General features: G+C 71.9%; 25 protein-coding genes. 18 read left to right on the top strand and 7 right to left on the bottom strand.

Features of this window, described 5'->3' with window-relative positions:
- The coding region (locus Q8W71_RS06090) for an OPT family oligopeptide transporter (RefSeq protein ID WP_305524445.1) at positions 1–452 on the bottom strand (452 nt) is incomplete at its 3' end.
- A gap of 288 nt (positions 453–740) precedes the next feature.
- On the opposite strand from Q8W71_RS06090, the gene Q8W71_RS06095 reads away from it, so the two are divergent.
- The 5 genes from Q8W71_RS06095 to Q8W71_RS06115 all read left to right on the top strand — a co-directional run bounded on the left by Q8W71_RS06095 (position 741) and on the right by Q8W71_RS06115 (position 4,927).
- The gene (locus Q8W71_RS06095) at positions 741–1,178 is read left to right on the top strand and encodes a CHRD domain-containing protein (protein ID WP_305524446.1); all 438 of its coding nucleotides are present in this window, start codon (positions 741–743) and stop codon (positions 1,176–1,178) included.
- 67 nt (positions 1,179–1,245) lie between these two features.
- Entirely contained in the window at positions 1,246–1,581 is a 336-nt protein-coding gene (locus Q8W71_RS06100) for a hypothetical protein (protein ID WP_305524447.1), read from the top strand.
- Positions 1,582–1,617: 36 nt separating this feature from the next.
- Positions 1,618–2,523 (top strand): aldo/keto reductase, encoded by a 906-nt coding sequence (locus tag Q8W71_RS06105; protein WP_305524448.1) that lies wholly within the window; start codon positions 1,618–1,620, stop codon positions 2,521–2,523.
- The gene (locus Q8W71_RS06110) at positions 2,513–3,259 is read left to right on the top strand and encodes an NADPH-dependent F420 reductase (protein WP_305524449.1); all 747 of its coding nucleotides are present in this window, start codon (positions 2,513–2,515) and stop codon (positions 3,257–3,259) included. The genes Q8W71_RS06105 and Q8W71_RS06110 overlap by 11 nt, the downstream gene beginning before the upstream one ends.
- 318 nt (positions 3,260–3,577) lie before the next feature.
- On the top strand, positions 3,578–4,927 hold the full coding sequence (locus Q8W71_RS06115) for an NTP/NDP exchange transporter (RefSeq protein ID WP_305524450.1): 1,350 nt from the start codon (positions 3,578–3,580) through the stop codon (positions 4,925–4,927).
- 6 nt (positions 4,928–4,933) lie between these two features.
- Here Q8W71_RS06115 and Q8W71_RS06120 read toward each other — a convergent pair whose 3' ends face one another.
- On the bottom strand, positions 4,934–5,086 hold the full coding sequence (locus Q8W71_RS06120) for a hypothetical protein (RefSeq protein WP_305524451.1): 153 nt from the start codon (positions 5,084–5,086) through the stop codon (positions 4,934–4,936).
- 140 nt (positions 5,087–5,226) lie between these two features.
- A complete protein-coding gene (locus Q8W71_RS06125) occupies positions 5,227–5,439 on the bottom strand; it encodes a hypothetical protein (RefSeq protein ID WP_305524452.1) in 213 nt (70 codons plus the stop codon).
- A 215-nt stretch (positions 5,440–5,654) separates the two neighbouring features.
- Here Q8W71_RS06125 and Q8W71_RS06130 point away from each other — a divergent pair, with 215 nt between their 5' ends.
- Complete coding sequence (locus tag Q8W71_RS06130) at positions 5,655–6,077, top strand: hypothetical protein (protein WP_305524453.1); 423 nt, start codon at positions 5,655–5,657, stop codon at positions 6,075–6,077.
- 124 nt (positions 6,078–6,201) lie between these two features.
- Positions 6,202–7,758 carry a glutamine-hydrolyzing GMP synthase gene (guaA, locus tag Q8W71_RS06135; protein ID WP_305524454.1) on the top strand — a complete coding sequence of 519 codons (1,557 nt, stop codon included), beginning with the start codon at positions 6,202–6,204 and terminating at the stop codon, positions 7,756–7,758.
- Between the two features lie 63 nt (positions 7,759–7,821).
- On the opposite strand, the gene Q8W71_RS06140 is transcribed toward guaA, so the two are convergent.
- The 4 genes from Q8W71_RS06140 to tsaA all read right to left on the bottom strand — a co-directional run bounded on the left by Q8W71_RS06140 (position 7,822) and on the right by tsaA (position 9,852).
- Positions 7,822–8,250, bottom strand: coding sequence for a type II toxin-antitoxin system VapC family toxin (locus Q8W71_RS06140; RefSeq protein WP_305524455.1), 429 nt, complete (start codon positions 8,248–8,250; stop codon positions 7,822–7,824).
- Complete coding sequence (locus tag Q8W71_RS06145) at positions 8,250–8,549, bottom strand: hypothetical protein (protein WP_305524456.1); 300 nt, start codon at positions 8,547–8,549, stop codon at positions 8,250–8,252. Before Q8W71_RS06145 ends, Q8W71_RS06140 begins: the two co-directional genes overlap by 1 nt.
- A gap of 101 nt (positions 8,550–8,650) precedes the next feature.
- The gene (locus tag Q8W71_RS06150) at positions 8,651–9,355 is read right to left on the bottom strand and encodes an SGNH/GDSL hydrolase family protein (RefSeq protein ID WP_305524457.1); all 705 of its coding nucleotides are present in this window, start codon (positions 9,353–9,355) and stop codon (positions 8,651–8,653) included.
- Positions 9,352–9,852: a tRNA (N6-threonylcarbamoyladenosine(37)-N6)-methyltransferase TrmO gene (gene tsaA, locus Q8W71_RS06155; protein ID WP_305524458.1), complete on the bottom strand. Its 501-nt coding sequence runs from the start codon at positions 9,850–9,852 to the stop codon at positions 9,352–9,354. The genes Q8W71_RS06150 and tsaA overlap by 4 nt, the downstream gene beginning before the upstream one ends.
- A 118-nt stretch (positions 9,853–9,970) precedes the next feature.
- Here tsaA and Q8W71_RS06160 point away from each other — a divergent pair, with 118 nt between their 5' ends.
- From Q8W71_RS06160 to Q8W71_RS06210, 11 genes are all read left to right on the top strand, one after another.
- On the top strand, positions 9,971–11,464 hold the full coding sequence (locus Q8W71_RS06160; RefSeq protein WP_305524459.1) for an AMP nucleosidase: 1,494 nt from the start codon (positions 9,971–9,973) through the stop codon (positions 11,462–11,464).
- Between the two features lie 106 nt (positions 11,465–11,570).
- A complete protein-coding gene (locus Q8W71_RS06165; protein WP_305524460.1) occupies positions 11,571–12,065 on the top strand; it encodes a hypothetical protein in 495 nt (164 codons plus the stop codon).
- A 186-nt stretch (positions 12,066–12,251) separates the two neighbouring features.
- On the top strand, positions 12,252–13,553 hold the full coding sequence (locus Q8W71_RS06170; protein ID WP_305524461.1) for an SLC13 family permease: 1,302 nt from the start codon (positions 12,252–12,254) through the stop codon (positions 13,551–13,553).
- Positions 13,554–13,685: 132 nt separating this feature from the next.
- The gene (gene sdhC, locus Q8W71_RS06175; RefSeq protein WP_305524462.1) at positions 13,686–14,087 is read left to right on the top strand and encodes a succinate dehydrogenase, cytochrome b556 subunit; all 402 of its coding nucleotides are present in this window, start codon (positions 13,686–13,688) and stop codon (positions 14,085–14,087) included.
- 11 nt (positions 14,088–14,098) lie between these two features.
- The gene (gene sdhD / locus Q8W71_RS06180) at positions 14,099–14,518 is read left to right on the top strand and encodes a succinate dehydrogenase, hydrophobic membrane anchor protein (RefSeq protein ID WP_305524463.1); all 420 of its coding nucleotides are present in this window, start codon (positions 14,099–14,101) and stop codon (positions 14,516–14,518) included.
- A gap of 89 nt (positions 14,519–14,607) precedes the next feature.
- Positions 14,608–16,422 (top strand): succinate dehydrogenase flavoprotein subunit, encoded by a 1,815-nt coding sequence (sdhA, locus tag Q8W71_RS06185; protein WP_305524464.1) that lies wholly within the window; start codon positions 14,608–14,610, stop codon positions 16,420–16,422.
- A gap of 54 nt (positions 16,423–16,476) precedes the next feature.
- Positions 16,477–16,749, top strand: a complete 273-nt coding sequence (locus Q8W71_RS06190) for a DUF433 domain-containing protein (protein ID WP_305524465.1) — start codon at positions 16,477–16,479, stop codon at positions 16,747–16,749.
- A complete protein-coding gene (locus Q8W71_RS06195) occupies positions 16,746–17,114 on the top strand; it encodes a DUF5615 family PIN-like protein (protein WP_305524466.1) in 369 nt (122 codons plus the stop codon). Before Q8W71_RS06190 ends, Q8W71_RS06195 begins: the two co-directional genes overlap by 4 nt.
- Before the next feature lie 2 nt (positions 17,115–17,116).
- Positions 17,117–17,941, top strand: coding sequence for a succinate dehydrogenase iron-sulfur subunit (locus Q8W71_RS06200; RefSeq protein ID WP_305524467.1), 825 nt, complete (start codon positions 17,117–17,119; stop codon positions 17,939–17,941).
- Between the two features lie 148 nt (positions 17,942–18,089).
- Positions 18,090–18,674 (top strand): AprI/Inh family metalloprotease inhibitor, encoded by a 585-nt coding sequence (locus tag Q8W71_RS06205; RefSeq protein ID WP_305524468.1) that lies wholly within the window; start codon positions 18,090–18,092, stop codon positions 18,672–18,674.
- Positions 18,675–18,823: 149 nt separating this feature from the next.
- Positions 18,824–20,686 (top strand): ABC transporter ATP-binding protein, encoded by a 1,863-nt coding sequence (locus tag Q8W71_RS06210; RefSeq protein WP_305524469.1) that lies wholly within the window; start codon positions 18,824–18,826, stop codon positions 20,684–20,686.
- Positions 20,687–20,750 lie beyond the last annotated feature (64 nt).

Raw genomic sequence — 20,750 nt, forward strand, 5'->3', positions numbered from 1 at the left:
ACCTCGGCGGCGGCGACGCCCTCGGGGTAGGGCAGGTCGGCCTCGACGACCAGCGCGCGGCGCAGGGGGATCGAGAACGCCACCCCCAGCCAGCCGCCGATCAGGCAGACGAGGCTCGTCTCCCAGAACGGGAAACCGTGCCAGTGGCCGATCAGCACGAGGCCGGGCAGCACCAGGATGACGTTGCACAGCGTGCCCGCCGCCGAGGCCTGGGTCTGGACGATGTTGGTCTCCAGGACCCCCGCCCCGCCCACCGCCCGCAGCGCCCCCATCGCGATCAGAGCCGCCGGGATCGAGGACGAGAACGTCATCCCCGTCTTCAGACCCATGTAGACGTTGGCCGCCATGAACACGACGGTGACCGCCGCCCCGAGAGCGATCCCGCGCGCGGTGATCTCCTGCCCCGCCCGGGAGCCGGTCCGGCCCGCGGCGACCTCGTTCCTCGCGTCCATCGCGTCCCCGTCACCCGATGATCCGCCGCCCGGCGAGCGGACGCCCCGTCGCGCCCGCAGGACACCACGTCCGGGCAAGCGCGACAATGCGGCGGCCGGACCACAGAGCGCGGCGGGTCTTGGCGCGGCGGGACTTCGCGCGGCGGGACTCGGCGCGGCCCCTGTACCATTTTCACGTGCATTCCGACCGGCACGGGCATCCCCTCGGGCGCCGCGCGCCCTAGCTCGGCTCACGAGGGCTCGCCGCGGGATCGGAGATCCGGGGGGCCAGAGATCCGGGAGCCGCCGATGTCCCGCGCCGCGCACACCAGCCTCGTCCTTCTGCTCACCCTGTTCGCCGGGGCCCCCGCCGCCCAGGCGGCGGGGGAGGGCACCCGCTACACCGCCACCCTCACCGCCGGCAGCGAGGTGCCACCCGCCGAGTCCAAGGGCACCGGCTCGGTGACAGCGACCTACGATCCCGCCAGCAAGCGGCTCTCCTGGACCGGCCGCTACGAGGGCCTCACCGGGCCGACGACCGCCGGCCACTTCCACGGCCCGGCCGCGGCCGGCGCGAACGCGGGCGTGCTGGTGCCGGCCGACGTGAAGGCCAGCCCGTTCTCGGGCGAGGCCACCCTCGACGACGCCAAGGCCGCCGATCTTCAAGCGGGGAAGATGTACTTCAACATCCACACCGCGGCGAACCCGAAGGGCGAGATCCGCGGGCAGGTGGAGGCGGCCCGCTGAGGCCCTCGACAGGCCGCGCGCGCGGTTGCAGGACGGGGCCTCCACCCGCGCGGGAACCCGACGACCGATGAAGCAGACCGAGGCCATCATCGCCTGGACCCCCGCGCGCTGGTCCGAGTTGCGGCCGGAGACGGCGGGGCAGGTCGCCGTGCTGCCGGTGGCGGAGGCCGAGGCGGCCAAGCGCTACATGATACGGTCGGGCGCGAGTTCCGCCGCGCTGCGGACGCTCCCCGAGGAGGCGCGCATCGCCCGCCTGTTCATCGACTTCCAGACGCTGGTGGTGCGCGACGGCATCGACCCGCAGGCCGCGCACCGGGCCTTCCTGCAGATCGACGAGTACCGCTACCGCATCGCCCCCGACACCGAGGGCGCGGAATTCGAGGATCCGCCCGAGGACGATTGAGACGCGTCCCATCCGACGCACCACCGGAGTGAGGCCATGCCCGTATCCAGACGCACCCTCCTCGCCGCGGCGGCCCTGGCGCCGCTCGGCGCCCGCGCGGCCCGCGCCGAGGAACCGCTGATCCGCCGGTCGATCCCGTCGAGCGGCGAGACCCTGCCCGCGATCGGCATCGGCACCTCGCGGCGCTACGAGGTGGCGCCGACGCCCGAGGCGGTCGCGCCGCTGAAGGCGGCGGTGGAGACCTTCGTGCGGCTCGGCGGCTCGGTGATCGACACCGCGCCGAGCTACGGCACCGCCGAGGACGTGCTCGGCGTGATATTCTCCGAGACCGGCCTGCGCGACCGGGTGTTCCTGGCGAGCAAGGTCGACACGCGGGGCCGCGCCGACACGCTGGCGCAGTTCGAGCGCTCGCTGAAGCGGCTGCGCACCGATCGCCTCGACCTCGTGGCCGTGCACAACCTGATCGACACGGCGGAGAATCTCGCCGTGCTGCGCGACCTCAAGGCCCAGAAAAAAACCCGATACGTCGGCGTGACAGTCTGGCGGGACGGGCAGCTCGACGACCTGGAGGCGACGATGCGCCGGGAGACGCTGGACTTCATCCAGGTGAACTACGCGATCGACAACCGGACGGCGGCGGAGCGGGTGCTGCCGCTGGCCGCCGACAAGGGGATCGCGGTGATGATCAACGTGCCGTTCGGGCGCGACCGGCTGTTCAAGGCGGTGCAGGGCAAGGACTTGCCGCCGGTGGCCAAGGAGATCGGCTGCGCGAGCTGGCCGCAGTTCTTCCTCAAGTACGTCCTCGGCAACCCGGCCGTGACCTGCCCGATCCCCGGCATGGCCAAGGTCTCATACGTCGAGGACAACGTCGCCGCCGCCCGCGGCAAGCTGCCGGATGCCGCGCAGCGCAAGCAGATGGAGGCCTTCATCGATGCGGTCTGATCTCTTTCCGACGACGCGCCGCGCGGCGCTCGCCTTGGCGGCCGGCCTCGTCCTCGCGAGCGCCCCGGCCCAGGCGCAGGAGGGTCCCAAAAAAATCCGGATCGGGGTGATCGGGGCCGGCAACATCGGCGGCACGCTGGGCACCCTCTGGGTGAAGGACGGGCACGAGGTGATGTTCGCCTCCCGCCACCCCGAGACGCTGAAGCCGCTGGTCGACGGGCTCGGGCCCAAAGCGAAGGCCGGCACGCCGGAGGAGGCGGTCCGGTTCGGGGATGCCGTGTTCCTGGCCGTGCCCTACAAGGCCTATCCCGAGCTGTCGAAGGAGATCGGCCCGGCGCTCAAGGGCAAGGTGGTGCTCGACGCCGGCAACGCGACGCAGCGCCGCGACGGCCCCCTCTACGACGAGGCCAAGGCCGACGGCATCGGCGCCACCACGGCCAAGTACTTCCCGGGCGCGCGGATCGTGCGCGCCTTCAACGCGGCGAACTACAAGGTGTTCGAGAAGGCGGGCGCCAACGGCGGGCGGGACCGCGCCGGGGGCCGGATGGGCATCCCGATCGCCGGCGACGACCCGGAGGCGCTGAAGGTCGCCGAGGGGCTGGTGCGCGACGCAGGGTTCGATCCCGTCGTGGTCGGCCCGCTCAAGGACGCGGACAAGTTCGCGATGGGCTCGCCCGGCTTCGGCCACGACGTCACAGCGCCGGAACTGCGCAAGACGCTCGGGCTCGCGCAGTGACCGGACGCGAGCGGGTGCCCGTTGCGCTCCCTCCCCCCTCTGCGGGCCACCGTGTCCACGGATCTGTCGATGACGGCTGCGACGCGCTCTCCTCCCCCCTGTGGGGAGGAGTCGGAGGTGGGGGTGGTTCCGGATCGAGCGGGGCGGCGCCTCCTGCACCACCCCCACCCCTGGCCCCTCCCCACAAGGGGGAGGGGAAGCGCGCCGCGGTTCGACGACAGATCCGGAGCCGATGGGTGAATCTGGTAGCCTCCGCGGGGGAGGGTCCCCTGCGCCGCAAGAGGGGAAGGGGATTTGCGGCGCTGGGCTTCACGGCGCGTGCCTGATCCCGCCCCCCCGCGCGGCCGCCTCGCCAGGCTGATCGACCTGCATCCCGGGGAGGGGCCGGCGCTCGCGTGGTCCTGGGCCTACATCTTCTCGATCCTGGCCGCCTACTACGTGCTGCGACCGATCCGCGACCAGATGGGCGTGGCCGGCGGCCTCGAGAACCTGCCCTGGCTGTTCACCGCGACGCTGGTGGGCATGCTGGCCCTCAACGTGCCGTTCGCGTGGCTGGTGAAGCGGATGCCGCGGGCGCGGTTCGTGCCGCTGACCTACCGGTTCTTCGCCGCCAACATCCTCGTCTTCGCGGGCCTGCTCTACGGCGCGCCGCCGGATTGGGACGTGTGGATCGGGCGGGGATTCTTCGTCTGGCTGTCGATCTTCAACCTGTTCGTGGTGTCGATCTTCTGGGCGACGATCGTTGACGTGTTCTCGAACGCGCAGGGCAAGCGCCTGTTCGGCTTCATCGCCGCGGGCGCGACGCTGGGCGCCATCGCCGGCTCGGCCACCACCGCCGGGCTCGCGCGGAACGTGCCGACCTGGGGGCTGATGCTCTGCGCGGTCGTGCTGCTCGAAGCGGCCGTGTTCTGCATGCGCGGGCTCGCCCGGCTGTCGCACCAGCTCCACGAGGTGCCGGGCGCCGCCGGGGAGCGGGGGGAGAGCACCATCGGCGGCAGCGTCTGGGCGGGCATCACCCGGACCCTGTCCTCGCCCTACCTCCTGAACATCGCGCTGTTCCTGCTTCTGTTCTCGGTCACCTCGACCTTCCTGTATTTCGAGCAGGCGGGCATCGCCAAGCGCAGCTTCCCCGACCGGGCATCGCAGACGGCGTTCTTCGCCTCCGTCGACCTCGCGGTGAACGTGCTGACGCTCGGCGTGCAGCTCTTCCTCACCGGCCGCATCGTCAACCGTCTCGGCGTGGGCGTCACGCTCGCCCTGCTGCCGGCCTTCAGCGTGCTGGGCTTCGCCGCGCTCGCGGTCACGCCGACGATCGCGGTGATCGTCGCCTTCCAGGTGCTGCGCCGGGCCGGCAACTTCGCCATCGCCCGGCCGATCCGCGAGGTGCTGTTCACGGTCGTGCCGCGGGAGGACCGCTACAAGTCCAAGGCGTTCATCGACACGGTGGTGTACCGGCTCGGCGATCAGGTCGGCGCGTGGTCGTTCACCGGCATCGGCGCGCTGGGCCTCGGCGCGGCGGGGGTGGCCGGGGCAGCGGTGCCGCTCTCGGTCCTGTGGCTCCTCAACAGCCTGTGGCTCGGGCGCGCGCAGGAACGGCGGCGGACGGCGCAGGAGGACGAGGCCGGGGCGGTCGATCCGCCGGCCGCGCGGCCTGAAGCGTCCCGGTAGGGCCGGTCAGCGGCGCCGACGGACCGGGACGGGAATCGGCTGGGGTGCGGGCCGGAACAGGGCGAAGAGCCCCGCCCGGACGGTCGGGATGCCGAGCGCCGCGCAGAGGGCGGCGAGCGGGCCGGCGGTCGCGAGGACCGTCGCGGTGAGATCCGTCATGGCTCTGGCCCTCCGAAAGGGTCGGTCCAGCCTGTGCGGCCAGGGTTAACGAAGCGTTACCGTCGATCGTTAACGGACGGTTTACCGGGCCGGTGCGAGGTCGGCGGACCCGCCCCGGGCCAGGGAGCCGCGCGATGACGTCAGACCGGCCTGCCCCCCGGATCCGCCCCTTCGGTCGCCCCCTTGGACTCCCCCTTGGCCGCCCCCTTGCCCGCCCTGCGGCGCTCGGTCTGCTGCTCGCCCTCGGTGCGCCGGCCGCGGCGCAGGAGGTGCTGGTCCTGCGGATCCGGCCACAGCCCGACCCGGTCGAGGCTGCGCGCGCCGCCCGCGAGGCGGTCTGGGCCCGCAGCCAAGCGCGCGCCCGGGCGGCGATCGCCTCGGTCTGCACCGGCTGCCTCGCGCCCTGGCAGCCGCCGGAGGCCGCGATCAAGCTGCGAGAGCCGGCACCCGAGGGCCGCGTCGCGGCACTCGCCGATCCTGCGCCGCGACCGCCGACGGGGCTTGAACCCGACCCCGACCTTGGGGCATCCGAGCCGACCTCCGAACCATCCAGCCGCGAGAGGCATCCATGACGCAAGCGCACCCGACCAGCGGCGCCGAGCCGGACGTCGACTGCCCCGTGACCCTGGAGACGCTCGGTGCGGTCTACCGCGCGGACGAGTACGACCTGCCCGAGATCCTGGCCCGGATCCCGGCGCTGAAGCGCGCGCAGCTCGCGGCCTACCTCTACGGCAAGAGCCACATGCACCAGCTCGGCCTCAAGGTCGCCCGCGCCTGCGAGCGCGAGGATCTGATCCGCGCGGCCGGCGAGATCGGCTCGGTGATCCACGGGCAGGCGCACATCAAGAAGACCCGGCCCGCGCCCGACCCGGCGGAGGCGCTGACCCGGCACAAGCCGATGCCCGGCCAGAAGAAGGTCAGCCTCGCCGGTGCGGCCGCCAAGCCGGCGATCAGCCTCGGCGGATCGGCCAAGGTGCGCAACTTCGACTGACGCGGCGGCGGCCCGGGACACCCCCGGGCCGGCCCGGAGCCGGGGCGCTTCAGGTCGTTGTTATCGCAGGGGGTTTCCCGGAACCCAGCTTCCCCTTTCCCCCATCTTGCTCTAAGCGCTCGGGATGAACACCGACCACGACAAGATCCTGATCGTCGACTTCGGCTCCCAGGTCACGCAGCTCATCGCGAGGCGCGTCCGGGAGGAGGGGGTCTACTGCGAGATCGTGCCCTTCACGAAGGCGGAGGCCGCCTTCCGCGAGCAGCGGCCGAAGGGCGTGATCCTGTCGGGCGGGCCCGAATCGGTCACCGTCGAGGCGAGCCCGCGGGCGCCGCAGCTCGTGTTCGACGCGGGCGTGCCGGTCTTCGGCATCTGCTACGGCCAGCAGACGATGGCGGCGCAGCTCGGCGGTGCGGTCGAGGGCGGGCACCACGCCGAGTTCGGACGGGCCGAGATCGAGGTCCTGGCCGAGTGCCCGCTGTTCAGCGGCGTCTGGCACACGGGCGAGCGCTATCCGGTCTGGATGAGCCACGGCGACCGGGTGACGAAGCTGCCGGAGGGCTTCACCACGGTGGCGATCTCGAAGAACGCCCCCTTCGCCGCGGTGGCGGACGAGGCGCGGGGCTACTACGCGGTGCAGTTCCACCCGGAGGTGGCGCACACGCCGCACGGCGCGCTGCTGATCCGCAACTTCGTGCGCGACATCGCCGGCTGCTCGGGCGACTGGACGATGGGCGCCTACCGCGAGGAGGCGATCCAGAAGATCCGCGAGCAGGTCGGCTCCGAGCGCGTGATCTGCGGCCTGTCGGGGGGCGTCGACTCGGCGGTGGCCGCGGTGCTGATCCACGAGGCGATCGGCGACCAGCTCACCTGCGTGTTCGTCGACCACGGCCTGCTGCGCCTCGGCGAGGCCGAGCAGGTCGTGGCCTTGTTCCGCGACCACTACAACATCCCGCTCGTCCACGTCGAAGCCTCGGGGATGTTCCTCTCGGCGCTCGAAGGCGTCAGCGACCCGGAAGTCAAACGGAAGACGATCGGCCGCCTGTTCATCGACGTGTTCGAGGCGGAGTCGAGGAAGATCGGCGGGGCGGCGTTCCTGGCGCAAGGCACGCTCTACCCGGACGTGATCGAGAGCGTGTCGTTCACCGGCGGTCCCTCCGTGACCATCAAGAGCCACCACAACGTCGGCGGCCTGCCCGAGCGGATGAACATGCGGCTCGTCGAGCCGCTGCGCGAGCTGTTCAAGGACGAGGTGCGGGTGCTCGGGCGCGAGCTCGGCCTGCCGGAGGGCTTCGTCGGCCGCCACCCGTTCCCCGGTCCCGGCCTCGCCATCCGCTGCCCCGGCACGATCACGGCCGAGAAGCTCGACGCGCTCCGGAAGGCCGACGCGATCTACCTCGACGAGATCCGGCAGGCCGGGCTCTACGACACGATCTGGCAGGCCTTCGCGGTGATCCTGCCGGTGAAGACCGTGGGCGTGATGGGCGACGGCCGCACCTACGACCACGTCTGCGCGCTGCGCGCCGTGACCTCGGTCGACGGCATGACCGCCGACTTCTACCCGTTCGACATGGCCTTCCTCGGCCGGGTGGCGACCCGGATCATCAACGAGGTGAAGGGCATCAACCGGGTGACCTACGACATCACGTCGAAGCCGCCGGGCACGATCGAGTGGGAGTAGACGACGGAGGCCGGCTCGATCCTCGCGGACGGGAACCGCTCCGCCCGCAGGGAGGAGCCGCCCTCATCGATCGGCGCGAAGTGGGTTGATCGCGGAGACCCCGGCGAAATCCTTCGCGTTGTCGGTGACGACGACACATCCGTTCGCCTCCGCGATGGCGGCGACGATCGTGTCGAGGGCGCTGCGGGGCTTCCCCGCCACCCTGCCATCGGCCATCAGGCGTGCCCAGATCAGCGCTGCCGCCTCGTCGAAGGGTAGGATTCGCCCCGCGAACAGGGCTTGGGGTCCTTCGGCGCCCTGGAACCACGTTTCCAGCGCGGAACGTTTCTTTCCGGCCGGCAGATCCAGAATGCCGCGGCGCAGCTCCGCGACCGTCAGCGCGCTGATGTAGAGGTCTTCGTCGTTCTGCTCGGCCATCCAGGTCAGCAGAGCTGCCGAAGGCGTGACCTTGGTGACGTTGCTGAGGATGTTGGTGTCGAGCAGGTAGCGCATCAGAGATCGACGCTTCGCCCGCTCCCCTCCGGGCGCGCGACGTCGAGGTCGGCTCCGACCAGCGGCGAACGGCGGAGCGCCGCCAGGATGCCGCCCTTGCGCGGCGGCTCGCCAGCGATCGATCGGCTCAGGACGTCGCGCAGGTGGACAGCCTCGGGCCCGTCCTCGGCCAAGCGGCGGGCCAGGGAACGGATCAGATCGCGATCCGCATCGCGGCCCATCACCTCGAACCGCGCGAGGCCGCGCGCGCCGAGGCGGGCACGATAGTTGGTGACGGCGCGCTTCTGCGACGTGCCCATCGCGGCCCCCGGTTCTCTCCAGGAATATGTCCGGTGATCGCGAGGCGTTCAAGCGCCGCGGCGCCGGATCCGTTCACCCGCATCGGCGAGGTCGCGGGGACCTACCCCCCGCACAGAGCCGGCTCCAGCGCCTTCATCGTCGGCCGGAACGCACCGAGATGCAGCCCGTCGCGCAACGCGCCGGGTTTGGCGAAGCCGGTGTCGCCATCGCGCAGATCCGCGAACGGATCGGCGAAGGTGCAGCCGAGCCGGCCGCACAGGGATTGGAGGCGCCGCGAGTAGTCGCCGACCGCGGCGGCGTCCATGAGTTTGCCGATCTCCCGCCCGACCGGGGGGAGGGCGGTGACGACGACCCGGCCGCTCACCGTCTGGAGGCCGCGCACGATTCGCTCGGCGGACGCCTCGAACCGCGCCGCGACCTCGGGAGAGCGCGGCGCGTTCTTGGCCAGGATGTCGTTGGTGCCGATGGTCAGCGAGGCCGCCCGCGGATGGACCCGGAAGGTCAGGCGCGCGAGGTCGTCGGCGTAGGCGGCGGCCGTGGCGCCGCTGACCCCGCCGTTGACGACCGGCCACCCGCAGGGTCGCTGGTCGCTCGGCTGAAGCTCGGTCTGCGAGTCGCCGGCCAGGAAGACGGCGTCCGGGGGCGCCTCGTCGAGGTGCACCTGCACGGTGATCAGCCGCATCCCGGCATAGGCGCGCGCGTCCACCGGCGGGCGGCGCAGGACCCAGACGAGCCCCCCGCCGACCGCGCCACCGAGCCCGACCAGAACCGAGCCGACGAGCCCGATCACGAGAAGGCGGGTCACGGCTCGGCCCCGGCCCGGTCGACACGGGCATCGGGCCGGGCGTCGGTGGAGGCGAAGTAGGGCTTGATGTCGAGGAGCGGCGTGCCGTCGAGGCAGTCGAGGCCGCGCACCCGCAGGGTGTCGCCGTCCCGGCCCAGCAGCTCGACTACCGACAGGGCGATGGGGTTCGGCCGGGCGGGGGAGCGCAGGGAGAAGGTGCCGCGCGGCCCGTCGGCGTGGCGGGGGCGCTGCACCACGAGGCCGCGGGTGGCGTGCGCCATCCAGTAGAGCAGGATCAGGTGGGTGCAGCCGGTGACGTTGCGCAGGGCCGGCGCGTAGGGCGGGTCGACCGCGACCGTGCAGACGGCGTCCGAGCCCAGGCCGTTCTTCGGGCACGCGGCGCGGTCGATCCACGGGGTGCGCAGGCGGCCGATGAAGTGGAGGCCGGCATCGAAGCGCTCCGGCAGTGCCGCCGCTTCCTCGCCGGGGCGCAGCCCGAACGTGTGGTCCCCGGCCATGCCGCCCCGCTCCGATCCCACGGGCGCTTTCGGCCATGCGGGGCGGATCTGCAAGTCTCGCCGCCTCGCGCCCGTCCCGCCATCGGTGTAGAGCCCGCGGGAACTGACCGGAGGGACCATGGTCGAGCGCGAATTGCGGCCGATGCAGGCGGTGCCGGACGTGGACACCGCGATCGAGCGCCTGATCGCGCTCTACGCCGAGGCGACCCGGGCCCTGCGGGAGGCCCTGGAGCGCTACCTCGACGGCGGCCCGCCGCCGGACGCGGCCGAGCGCCTCGCCTTCCGCTACCCCGAGCTGCGGGTGACCTACCGCCCGGAGGGACCGCTGCCGCTGCTGCGGCGGGCCACCGCCAAGCTCCAGGCCGGCGGCGCCTATGCCACCACCGTCACCCATCCGGAGGTCTTCCGCGACTACCTCGCCCGGCAGCTCGAACCGCTGGTGAGCGATTACGGCGTCGCGCTCGAAGTGGGCGTGAGCGCTCAGGAGATCCCGTACCCCTACGTGCTGGAGGCGGGGCTGGACCCGGGCGGGCGCCCCGTCGACGGCGCCGAACTCGCCACGTGGTTCCCGGTGCCGCTGCTCTCGGTGGTGGGCGACGAGATCGCCGACGGGTCCTTCCCCGTCGTCGAGGGCGAGCCGCGCCCGCTGGCGCTGTTCGACGCGGTGCGGGTCGACTACTCGCTGCGCCGCCTCGTGCACTACACCGGCTGCGACTGGCGCGACGTGCAGCCCTGGATCCTGCTGACGAACTACCACCGCTACGTCGATCAGTTCGTCCGGCACGGGCTGGAGCGGCTGGCCTCGGGTGAGGCGGGCTTCGAACGGCTGGTGCTGCCGGGCGGGATCGCCGTCACCCGGGCCGAGGCGGCCTCCGCCGACCCGGCGGCGGTGATCGCCGCCTCGCCCTGGCACCGGCACCAGATGCCGGCCTACCACCTCGTCGCCCGCGGGCCGGACGGGGCGATGCAGGGCACGAGCCTCGTCAACATCGGCGTCGGCCCCTCGAACGCCAAGACGATCACCGATCACCTCGCGGTGCTGCGCCCGGATTGCTGGCTGATGGTCGGCCATTGCGGGGGCCTGCGCCAGTCGCAGACGATCGGCGACTACGTGCTGGCCCACGCCTATTTCCGCCGCGACCGCATCCTCGACGAGCTGGTGCCGCCGGACGTGCCGGTGCCGGCGCTCGCCGAGGTACAGGTGGCGCTCCAGGCCGCGGCCGCCGCCGTGACCGGCGAGCGCGACGACGCCCTCAAGCGGCGCCTGCGCACCGGCACCGTGGTGACCTACGACGATCGGAACTGGGAGCTGCGCTTCACGCAGGAGCGGCGGCGCATCAATCAGTCCCGCGCCATCGCCGTCGACATGGAGAGCGGCACCGTGGCCGCGCAGGGTTACCGCTTGCGCGTGCCCTACGGCGCGCTGCTCTGCGTCTCCGACAAGCCGCTGCACGGCGAGATCAAGCTGCCCGGCGCGGCCAACGCCTTCTACGACCGGGCCGTGTCCGAGCACCTGCGGGTCGGCCTCGCCGCCCTCGACGCGCTGCGCGCCGACCGGCAGGGGTTGCACTCGCGCAAGCTGCGCAGCTTCGACGAGCCGCCGTTCCGGTGAGACGTCGCACAACCCTGCGGCGTAAAGGCCTGCTTATACCCGGGGATCATCGCGTCCGGTCGCGGAGTTGGACGGGGACTTTCCTCTCGCGACAACGGATTCAACCATGACGAAACGTCTGGCTCTCGCATCGACCGCGGTGCTGGCCGCACTCGCCTTCGCCCCGACCGGCGCCGACGCGCGCGGCCTCGGCGGCGGCTTCCATGGCGGCGGGTTTCACGGGGGCGGCTTCCACGGAGGCGGCTTCCGGGGCGCCGGTTTCCGCGGGGCCGGCTTCGGCGGCGGCTTCCGCAGCGGCGGGTTCGGCTACCGCGGCGTCGGCTTCGCCAATCGCGGCTACGGCCGCGGCTTCGCGGGCCGGGGCTTCGGCTACAACCGCGGCTTCGGCTACGGCCGGGGGTACGGCTACCGGCGCGGTGTCGGCTACGGGCTCGCCGGCGTCGGCCTGGGGCTCGGCCTCGGCTACGGCCTGAGCAACGTCGGCTACGGCGGCTACTACGGCGACGGGGTCTACGGCGCCGGCTACGACGGCGGCTGCGGCTATAGCTGGGGCGGGCCGGTCCCGGCCTATTGCGGCGGCGCCTACGGTTACCCGTACTGATCCTGCCTCGGGCCGCTCGGTGCCTGGGAACCCGGCCGCAGCGGCGGCCGGGTTCGCGCCTCACCCGGCGGCCGTCCGCCCCCCGCGGCCTTCGCCGTTCGCGAAGGCTGCGTGCGCGACTCCCGTCTTGCGAACCGTTCCAGTCCGCCCAGGATGCGCCGGTTCTTTCGGGGGTTGGAGAGCGTCATGGGCGGGGAGGCGGCGATCCTGGCGACGGCCGCCGTGCTCGTGCTCTGCATGGGTTTGTGGGCGAGCGCGCTCCTGCCGGAGATCGTCACCGCGCTCGCCTTCTTCGGCCTCGCGATGCTGCTGCGGCTCGGCAGCGCCGCCACCGTCTTCTCCGGCTTCTCGGCCTCGGCCTTCTGGCTGGTCCTGTCCGGCCTCGTCGTGGGCCAGGGCATGACGCGCACCGGCCTCGGCGCCCGGATCGCCCGGATGCTGGCGACGCGGCTGTCGGGCTCCTACGCCACCTTCATCGCCGGGCTGGTGGTCCTGAGCGTCCTGCTCGCCTTCGTGATGCCCTCCAACATGGGTCGGATCGCCCTGATGATCCCGGTGACGCTGGCCCTGTGCGACGCCTTCGGCCTCGCCGCGGGGCGGCCGGGGCGCGTCGGCGCGGTGCTGGCGGTGGGGGTCGCGACCCCGGTCCTGTCGGCCGCGATCCTGCCCGCCAACGTGCCGAACCTCGTGATGGCCGGCTCGGCGGAGACGCTGCTCGGCCTGCACCTCTCCTACCTGTCCTACTTCGTCCTGCACGCGCCGGTGCTCGCGGGCGTGAAGGGCGTGCTCCTCGTCGCCCTCGTCCTGCGCCTGTTTCCGGACCGGCTGGAGCCGGGCCACGACGCGCCGCCGGCCCTGCCGCCGCTGTCGGGGGCCGAGCGGCGGCTCGCCGTCGTGCTCGCTCTCACCCTCGCCCTGTGGATGACCGACAGCCTCCACGGGATCGCCCCGGCCTGGGTCGGGCTCGCCGCGGCAGTCATCTGCCTGCTGCCGCGCGTCGGCGTGCTGCCGCCCGAGGCGTTCGGGCAGGTGAACATGCGGGTCTGCTTCTACATCGCGGCGCTGCTCGGTCTCGTCGCGCTGGTGAACGAGACCGGGCTCGGCGCGCGCCTCGGCCACGTCCTGCTGGCGCTGGCGCCGCTCGCGCCGGGCGCGCCGGCCCAGAACTTCGCGACGCTCACCGGCATCAGCACGGCGCTGACCCTGCTCGTCACCGCGAATGGGGCGCCGGCCCTCTACACGGCGCTCGCGGGCGACATGATCGGCGCCAGCGGCCTGTCGCCGCTCGCCGTCGTCTCGGCGCAGGTGATCGGCTACTCGACCCTGTTCTTTCCCTATCAGGCACCGCCGATCGTGCTCGCGAGCGAACTCGGCGGGGTGCGCCTCGCGGAGGCGACCCGGCTGACGCTCGGCTTCGGCCTCGCCTCGCTGATCGTGGCCGCGCCGCTCGACTACGCGTGGTGGCGCCTGCTGGGAGCGCTCCAGTGACAGAAATCGAAAACCCTCACATCGCCGCTCTCTACCGCGCCGCGGCATGCCGCATTGCGGTTGGCCGGGGCACGCACTAGCGCTACCAGATTAGAGACGGTCCAGTTCGCACCTGCGAGGCACGAGAACCCGATGGCACCAACCGCCCGCCCGACAGTGGCCCAACCGCTCTCGCCCCATCTCCAGATCTACCGCTGGACCTGGACGATGGCGATGTCGGTCGTCCACCGGATCACCGGCACGGCGCTCTACGGCGGCACCGCCCTGGTGGCGATCTGGCTCGTGGCGCTCGCCGCCGGCCCGGCCGCCTACGGCTGGGTCGCGGGCTTCTTCGGGTCGTGGCTCGGGCGGCTCGTGCTGTTCGCCTACACCTGGGTGCTTCTGCACCACATGCTCGGCGGCATCCGCCACTTCGTCTGGGATGCCGGGGCCGGCTTCGACCGCGCCCAGCGCCTCAGCCTCGCCCGCCTGACGCTGATCGGCTCGGTGAGCCTCACCGTCGTGGTCTGGGCGGTCGCCCTCCTGGTCCGCTGAGGAGATCCGAGATGGCCAAGGAAGAGATCCGCCAGGACACCCGCGTCTCCATCCGCACGCCCCGCGCCCGGGTGCGCGGTCTCGGCGTCTCGCATCACGGGGCCGGGCACTGGTGGCTCCAGCGGCTCACCGCCGCCGCCAACGTGGTGCTGATGCTGGCCTTCGTGGTGATCGTCGCCCGCATGTCCGGTCGCGGCTTCGTCGAGGCGCGCGCGCTGGTGGGCAGCCCGTTCGTGTCGATCGTCCTGATCCTGGCGATCCTGTCGGTGACGATCCACATGCGTCTCGGCATGCAGGTGATCATCGAGGACTACGTCCACGCGCCGGCGACCAAGATCGCGGCGGTATTTGCAAACAATGTCTACGCGGTCGTCGTGGCCGTGGCCTGCCTGTACGCGGTCCTGCGCGTCGGCTTCGGCCAGCCCGTCTGAACCGCCAAACGTTTGTCATGACGCGCTCTCCCTCGCCGAACCGGCGTCCGCCTCGGCGGAGAGCGCTCTAGATCCAGGGGAAGCCGATCATGGCCGCCAACGGAACCAACGGCAGCGGGCCTGCCTACACCATCCACGACCACGCCTTCGACGTGGTGATCGTCGGCGCCGGCGGCGCCGGCCTGCGCGCCACGGTCGGCTGCTCCCAGGCGGGCCTGCGCACCGCCTGCATCACCAAGGTGTTCCCGACCCGCTCGCACACGGTGGCGGCGCAGGGCGGCATCTCCGCCTCGCTCGGCAACATGGGGCCGGACGACTGGCGCTGGCACATGTACGACACCGTCAAGGGCTCGGACTGGCTCGGCGACCAGGACGCGATCGAGTACCTCGTGCGCAACGCCCCCGCCGCCGTCTACGAGCTGGAGCACTGGGGCGTGCCCTTCTCGCGGACCGCGGAGGGCAAGATCTACCAGCGCCCGTTCGGCGGCATGACCACCGATTACGGCAAGGGCACCGCCCAGCGCACCTGCGCGGCGGCCGACCGGACCGGCCACGCCATGCTCCACACCCTCTACGGGCAGGCGGTGCGCAACAAGACCGACTTCTTCATCGAGTACTTCGCCCTCGACCTGATCATGGACGAGGAGGGCCGCTGCCGCGGCGTCATCGCCCTCGACCAGGCGACCGGCGAGATCCACCGCTTCCGCGCGCAGATGACGGTGCTGGCCACCGGCGGCTACGGCCGCGCCTACTTCTCGGCCACCTCCGCCCACACCTGCACCGGCGACGGCAACGCCATGGTGCTGCGCGCCGGCCTGCCGCTCCAGGACATGGAGTTCGTGCAGTTCCACCCCACCGGCATCTACGGCGCCGGCTGCCTGATCACGGAAGGCTCGCGCGGCGAGGGCGGCTATCTCACCAATTCCGAGGGCGAGCGCTTCATGGAGCGCTACGCGCCGTCGGCCAAGGACCTCGCCTCGCGCGACGTGGTCTCCCGCTCCATGACCATGGAGATCCGCGACGGCCGCGGCGTGGGCAAGAACAAGGACCACATCTACCTGCACCTCGACCACCTCGACCCGAAGATCCTCCACGAGCGCCTGCCCGGCATCTCGGAGAGCGCGAAGATCTTCGCGGGCGTGGACGTGACGAAGGAGCCGATCCCGGTCATCCCGACCGTGCACTACAACATGGGCGGCATCCCCACGAACTATCACGGCGAGGTGCTGACCCTGAAGGACGGCAACCCCGACACGGTGGTGCCCGGCCTGATGGCGATCGGCGAGGCCGCCTGCGTCTCGGTGCACGGGGCCAACCGCCTCGGCTCGAACTCGCTGATCGACCTCGTGGTGTTCGGCCGCGCCGCCGGCAACCGCTGTGCCGAGATCGTCGAGCCGAACGGCCGCGCCCAGGAACTGCCGAAGGGCGCCACCGACAAGGCGCTCGCCCGCCTCGACCGCTTCCGCTACGCCGACGGCGGCACGCCGACCGCGGCCCTGCGCGCCGAGATGCAGAAGACGATGCAGAACAACTGCGCCGTGTTCCGCACCGGCGAGGTGCTGGAGGAGGGTCGCGGCCTGATCCACAAGGTCTGGAACGCGGCCGCCGACGTGAAGGTGACCGACCGCTCGCTGGTGTGGAACACCGACCTCCTGGAGACCCTCGAGTTCGACAACCTGATCGGCCAGGCGGTGGTGACGATGGAATCGGCCGCCAACCGCACCGAATCCCGCGGCGCCCACGCCCGCGAGGATCACCCGGACCGCGACGACAAGCAGTGGATGAAGCACACGCTGAGTTGGCTCGGCGGCGACGGGCAGGTGTCGATCGACTACCGGCCGGTGCACACCTACACCATGTCGAACGAGATCCAGTACATCGAGCCGAAGGCGCGGGTGTACTAAGCCCGCCGAGGTGGCCCGCCACGAGGGTCGCCGCTGCGCGCCCGGGAGATCGCGATGATCACCATCGAGTCGGACGATGATGTCGCTGAGACGGCGAGAGATGTCTCACGCATCACACGCAGGGCCGGCGTGATGCAGGGCAAGGCCTGCATCCGCGGCATGAGGGTCACGGTCGGGATGATCCTGGGAAACCTCAGCGGTGGCGCGACGATCGAGGAACTTCTGAGGCTCTATCCCTACCTTGAGCGCGAAGACATCAGCCAAGCGCTCGCCTACGGCGCGTGGCTCGCTTCGGAGCGCGAGAACCAGCTCGACCCAGTCAGGTGAGGGTCATCATCGACATGAACCTGTCGCCGGAATGGGTGAACTACCTCGAAGATGCAGGCTACGAGGCCGTGCACTGGTCCAGGGTCGGACGGGAGAACGATCCCGACGAAGCGATCATGGCCTGGGCAACGGCCTATGACCACGTCGTGCTCACCGGCGACCTCGATTTCGGAGAAGCCTTGGCACGAACCGGACGAGCGCGTCCGAGCGTCATCCAGATTCGGTCGCGCGACACGCGCCCAGCCCTCATCGGAGCCGCCGTCATTGATGAGGTGCGCCAAGCCGAGATCGACCTCCGATCCGGAGCGCTCCTCACCATCGGCTCCAACCGCACCCGCCTCAAATCCCTTCCGCTGAAGACCTGACCATGGCCCAGTTCTCCCTCCCCAAGAACTCGCAGATCTCGCCCGGCAAGTCCTGGCCGGCGCCCGCGGGCGCGAAGAACCTCCAGACGTTCCGGATCTACCGCTGGAACCCGGATGACGGCCAGAATCCGCGGATCGACACCTATCAGGTCGATCGGGACGATTGCGGCCCGATGGTTCTCGACGCGCTGCTGTGGATCAAGAACACGGTCGACGCGACGCTCGTCTTCCGCCGCTCCTGCCGCGAGGGCATCTGCGGCTCCTGCGCGATGAACATCGAGGGCCAGAACGCGCTCGCCTGCACGATGGGCATCGACGAGTGCAAGAGCCCCGACAACGCCCTGCCGGTGCTCACCCGCAAGGACAAGGACGGGGCGATCCGGATCTACCCGCTGCCGCACATGCCGGTGCTGAAGGATCTGGTGCCCGACCTCACCAACTTCTACGCCCAGCACGCGGCGATCGAGCCGTGGCTCCAGACCGAGACCCCGGCCCCCGAGAAGGAGTGGCGTCAGACGCCCGAGGACCGCGCCCGGCTCGACGGCCTCTACGAGTGCATCCTGTGCGCGTGCTGCACCACGAGTTGCCCGAGTTACTGGTGGAACGGCGAGAAGTTCCTGGGGCCGGCGGCGCTGCTCCAGGCCTATCGCTGGCTGATCGACTCGCGCGACGAGAACACCGGCGAGCGGCTCGACAACCTGCACGATCCGTTCCGGCTCTACCGCTGCCACACGATCATGAACTGCGCCAACACCTGCCCGAAGAGCCTGAACCCGGCCAAGGCCATCGCCGAGATCAAGAAGATGATGGTCGAGCGCACGGTCTGATCCGTCGGCGCCGGTGAGGCTTCCCCGCCACACCGGACCGAAATGCCGCGCTCCGGCGGAGCGCGCCTTGCGGGCAGCGCATTTGGGACCGAGGCATCGAGGCGGGTGCGGGACCTGCGCCCGCCCACGCTGACCTGCAAGTGGACCGATGCCGCGCCCGAGCCTGTCGACCCTCGCCGTCCTCTGCCTGAGTGCCGCGCTCGGCGCCTGCGCCTCGGCCCGCACCGACCCTCCGCGCACCCGTGCGGCCGCGCCCCGCATCGACTACGACGCGCCGGTGGCGGCCGTGCCGTCGGGCACCGTGACGGCGGCGCCGCTCGCCCCACCGCCGGGCGTCGCGGCGAGCCCCGACACGCCGCCCCCCGGCCCGCAGGCGGCCCTGTCGCCCCCGGCACCGACGGTCGTGCCCGAGCCCGTCGTGGCGCCGCCGCCCGCGCCCCCCGTGGTGACGACCGGGCGCTCGGCGGTGGTCGGCACCTGGGACGCCAAGGACCCGACCGGCGCGAGTTGCAAGGTCACGCTGTCGAGCGCGCCGGCGCTCGACCTGTACAAGGCCTCCGCCGCGGGCTGCGCCAACCGCGACCTCGCCCGGGTCTCGGCCTGGGATTTCCGCGACGGCGAGGTCTACCTCTACCAGCCGGGCGGCACCGTCGCGGCGCGCCTGCGCCAGGGCGGCGGCTCCCTGGACGGGGCGCTGACCAAGTCGGGCGCCTCGCTCGCTCTGGTGCGGTAGCTCCGGGTTTCGGACGGGCGCGGAGCCCCGCGCCTCGACGCGCGGCCCGTTGAACACACCGTGCGCATGGCCGTGCGGCGTCGCGTGCGCTTGGCCGCCGGGGATCGACGCTTAGATCAGCGGCTCCCGGCCGGACACCCCCGCACACGATGTTCCTGAACTGGCTCGAGCGCCGCATCGACCCGTTCGCGCCCTTCGACGCGGGGCGGATGCCGCCGAAGACCGTGACCGGCTTCGCGTGGTTCTACCTGCGCCCGATCCGCGGCGCGCTGCTCGCCCTGTTCGTCATCGCGGTGATCGCCGGCACGGTGGAGGCCTCCCTCTACCTCGTGATGCGCTGGTTCATCGACCTGCTGGGCACGGCCGACCGCGCCACCCTGCTCGCCGACCACGGCGTCGGGATCGGCCTCGCCCTCGTCCTCGTGGCGGTGGTGCGCCCGGTGGCGATCTGGGCACACGAGGTGCTGTCGAACCAGCTCGTGGTGCCGCAGGCGACCAACCAGATCCGCTGGCGCGCCCACCTCTACACGCTGGGCCACGCGCTCTCGTACTTCCAGGGCGACTTCGCGGGCCGGCTCGCCAACCGGGTGGTGCAGGTCGGCACGGCGGTGCGGGAACTCGCCGTCGTGTTCATCGACACGCTGCTCTACGTGGCGATCTACGCCGTCACCGCGGTCGGGCTGTTCGGTACGATCTCGCCGTGGCTCGCCCTGCCGGTCGTGATCTGGATCGCCGCCTATGCCGGGCTGACCGCGTGGTTCGTGCCCCGCGCCCGCGCCCGCTCGCACGCCACCGCCGACACCCGCTCGGCGCTGATCGGCCGGGTGGTCGACAGCTACACCAACATCCTCACCGTCAAGCTCTTCGCACGCGACCGCGAGGAGCGCGCGGCGGTGCGCGACGCGGTCGAGACCCACACGAGCGCCTACCTCCACCAGTTCCGGCTCGTGACGCTCACCACCACCGTGCTCGGCGCGCTCAACAGCGCCCTGCTGATCGCGATGGCGGTCGCATGCCTCGTCCTGTGGCAGCGCGGCGGCATGACCACGGGGGAGGCCTCGGCCGGCCTCGCCCTGGTGCTGCGCCTGATCGCCATGTCGGGCTGGGTGATGCAGACCGTGCGCGGCGTGTTCGAGAACGTCGGCGTCATCCAGGAGAGCATGCAGACGATCGCCCGGCCGCACGCCCTCGTCGACGCCCCCGACGCCGAGCCCCTGCGGGTCACGGGCGGGGAGATCCGGTTCGAGCGGGTCGGCTTCCACTACGGGCGCGACGACGCCTCGATCATCGCCGACTTCTCGCTGACGGTGCGGGCCGGCGAGCGGGTCGGACTGGTGGGCGTCTCGGGGGCCGGCAAGTCGACGCTGGCCTCGCTGCTCCTGCGCCTGCACGACGTCGAGAGCGGCCGCATCCGCGTGGACGGGCAGGACATCGCGGGGGTGACGCAGGCCTCCTTGCGCGAGGCGATCGCGATGGTCAGCCAGGACACCTCGCTGCTGCACCGCTCGATCCGCGACAACATCGCCTACGGCCGGCCGGACGCGAGCCGGGAGGCGGTGGAGCGCGCGGCCCGCCTCGCCCACGCCGACGGGTTCATCGCCGACCTCGTCGACCACAAGGGCCGGCGCGGCTACGACGCCCATGTCGGCGAGCGCGGCGTGAAGCTCTCCGGCGGCCAGCGCCAGCGCATCGCCATCGCCCGGGTGATCCTCAAGGATGCGCCGGTGCTGATCCTCGACGAGGCGACCTCGGCGCTGGACAGCCAGGTCGAGGCCGCGATCCAGGATTCCCTCGACGCGCTGATGGCCGGCAAGACCGTGCTCGCCATCGCCCACCGCCTCTCGACCATCGCCGCCCTCGACCGCCTCGTGGTGATCGACGCGGGCCGGATCGTGGAGGAGGGCACCCACGCCGAGCTGGTCGCCCGCGGCGGCCTCTACGCCGGCCTGTGGGCGCGCCAATCCGGGGGCTTCCTGGGCGACGGGGCGCGCTACGAGGACGCGGCCGAGTAGGCGGTCCCGCCGCGGTGCGGGCGTGCAGAAACGTCACGCGCGCGCGCCGCGACCGAAACGGGCC

Source organism: Methylobacterium amylolyticum (assembly GCF_030700245.1).
Taxonomy (GTDB): domain Bacteria; phylum Pseudomonadota; class Alphaproteobacteria; order Rhizobiales; family Beijerinckiaceae; genus Methylobacterium.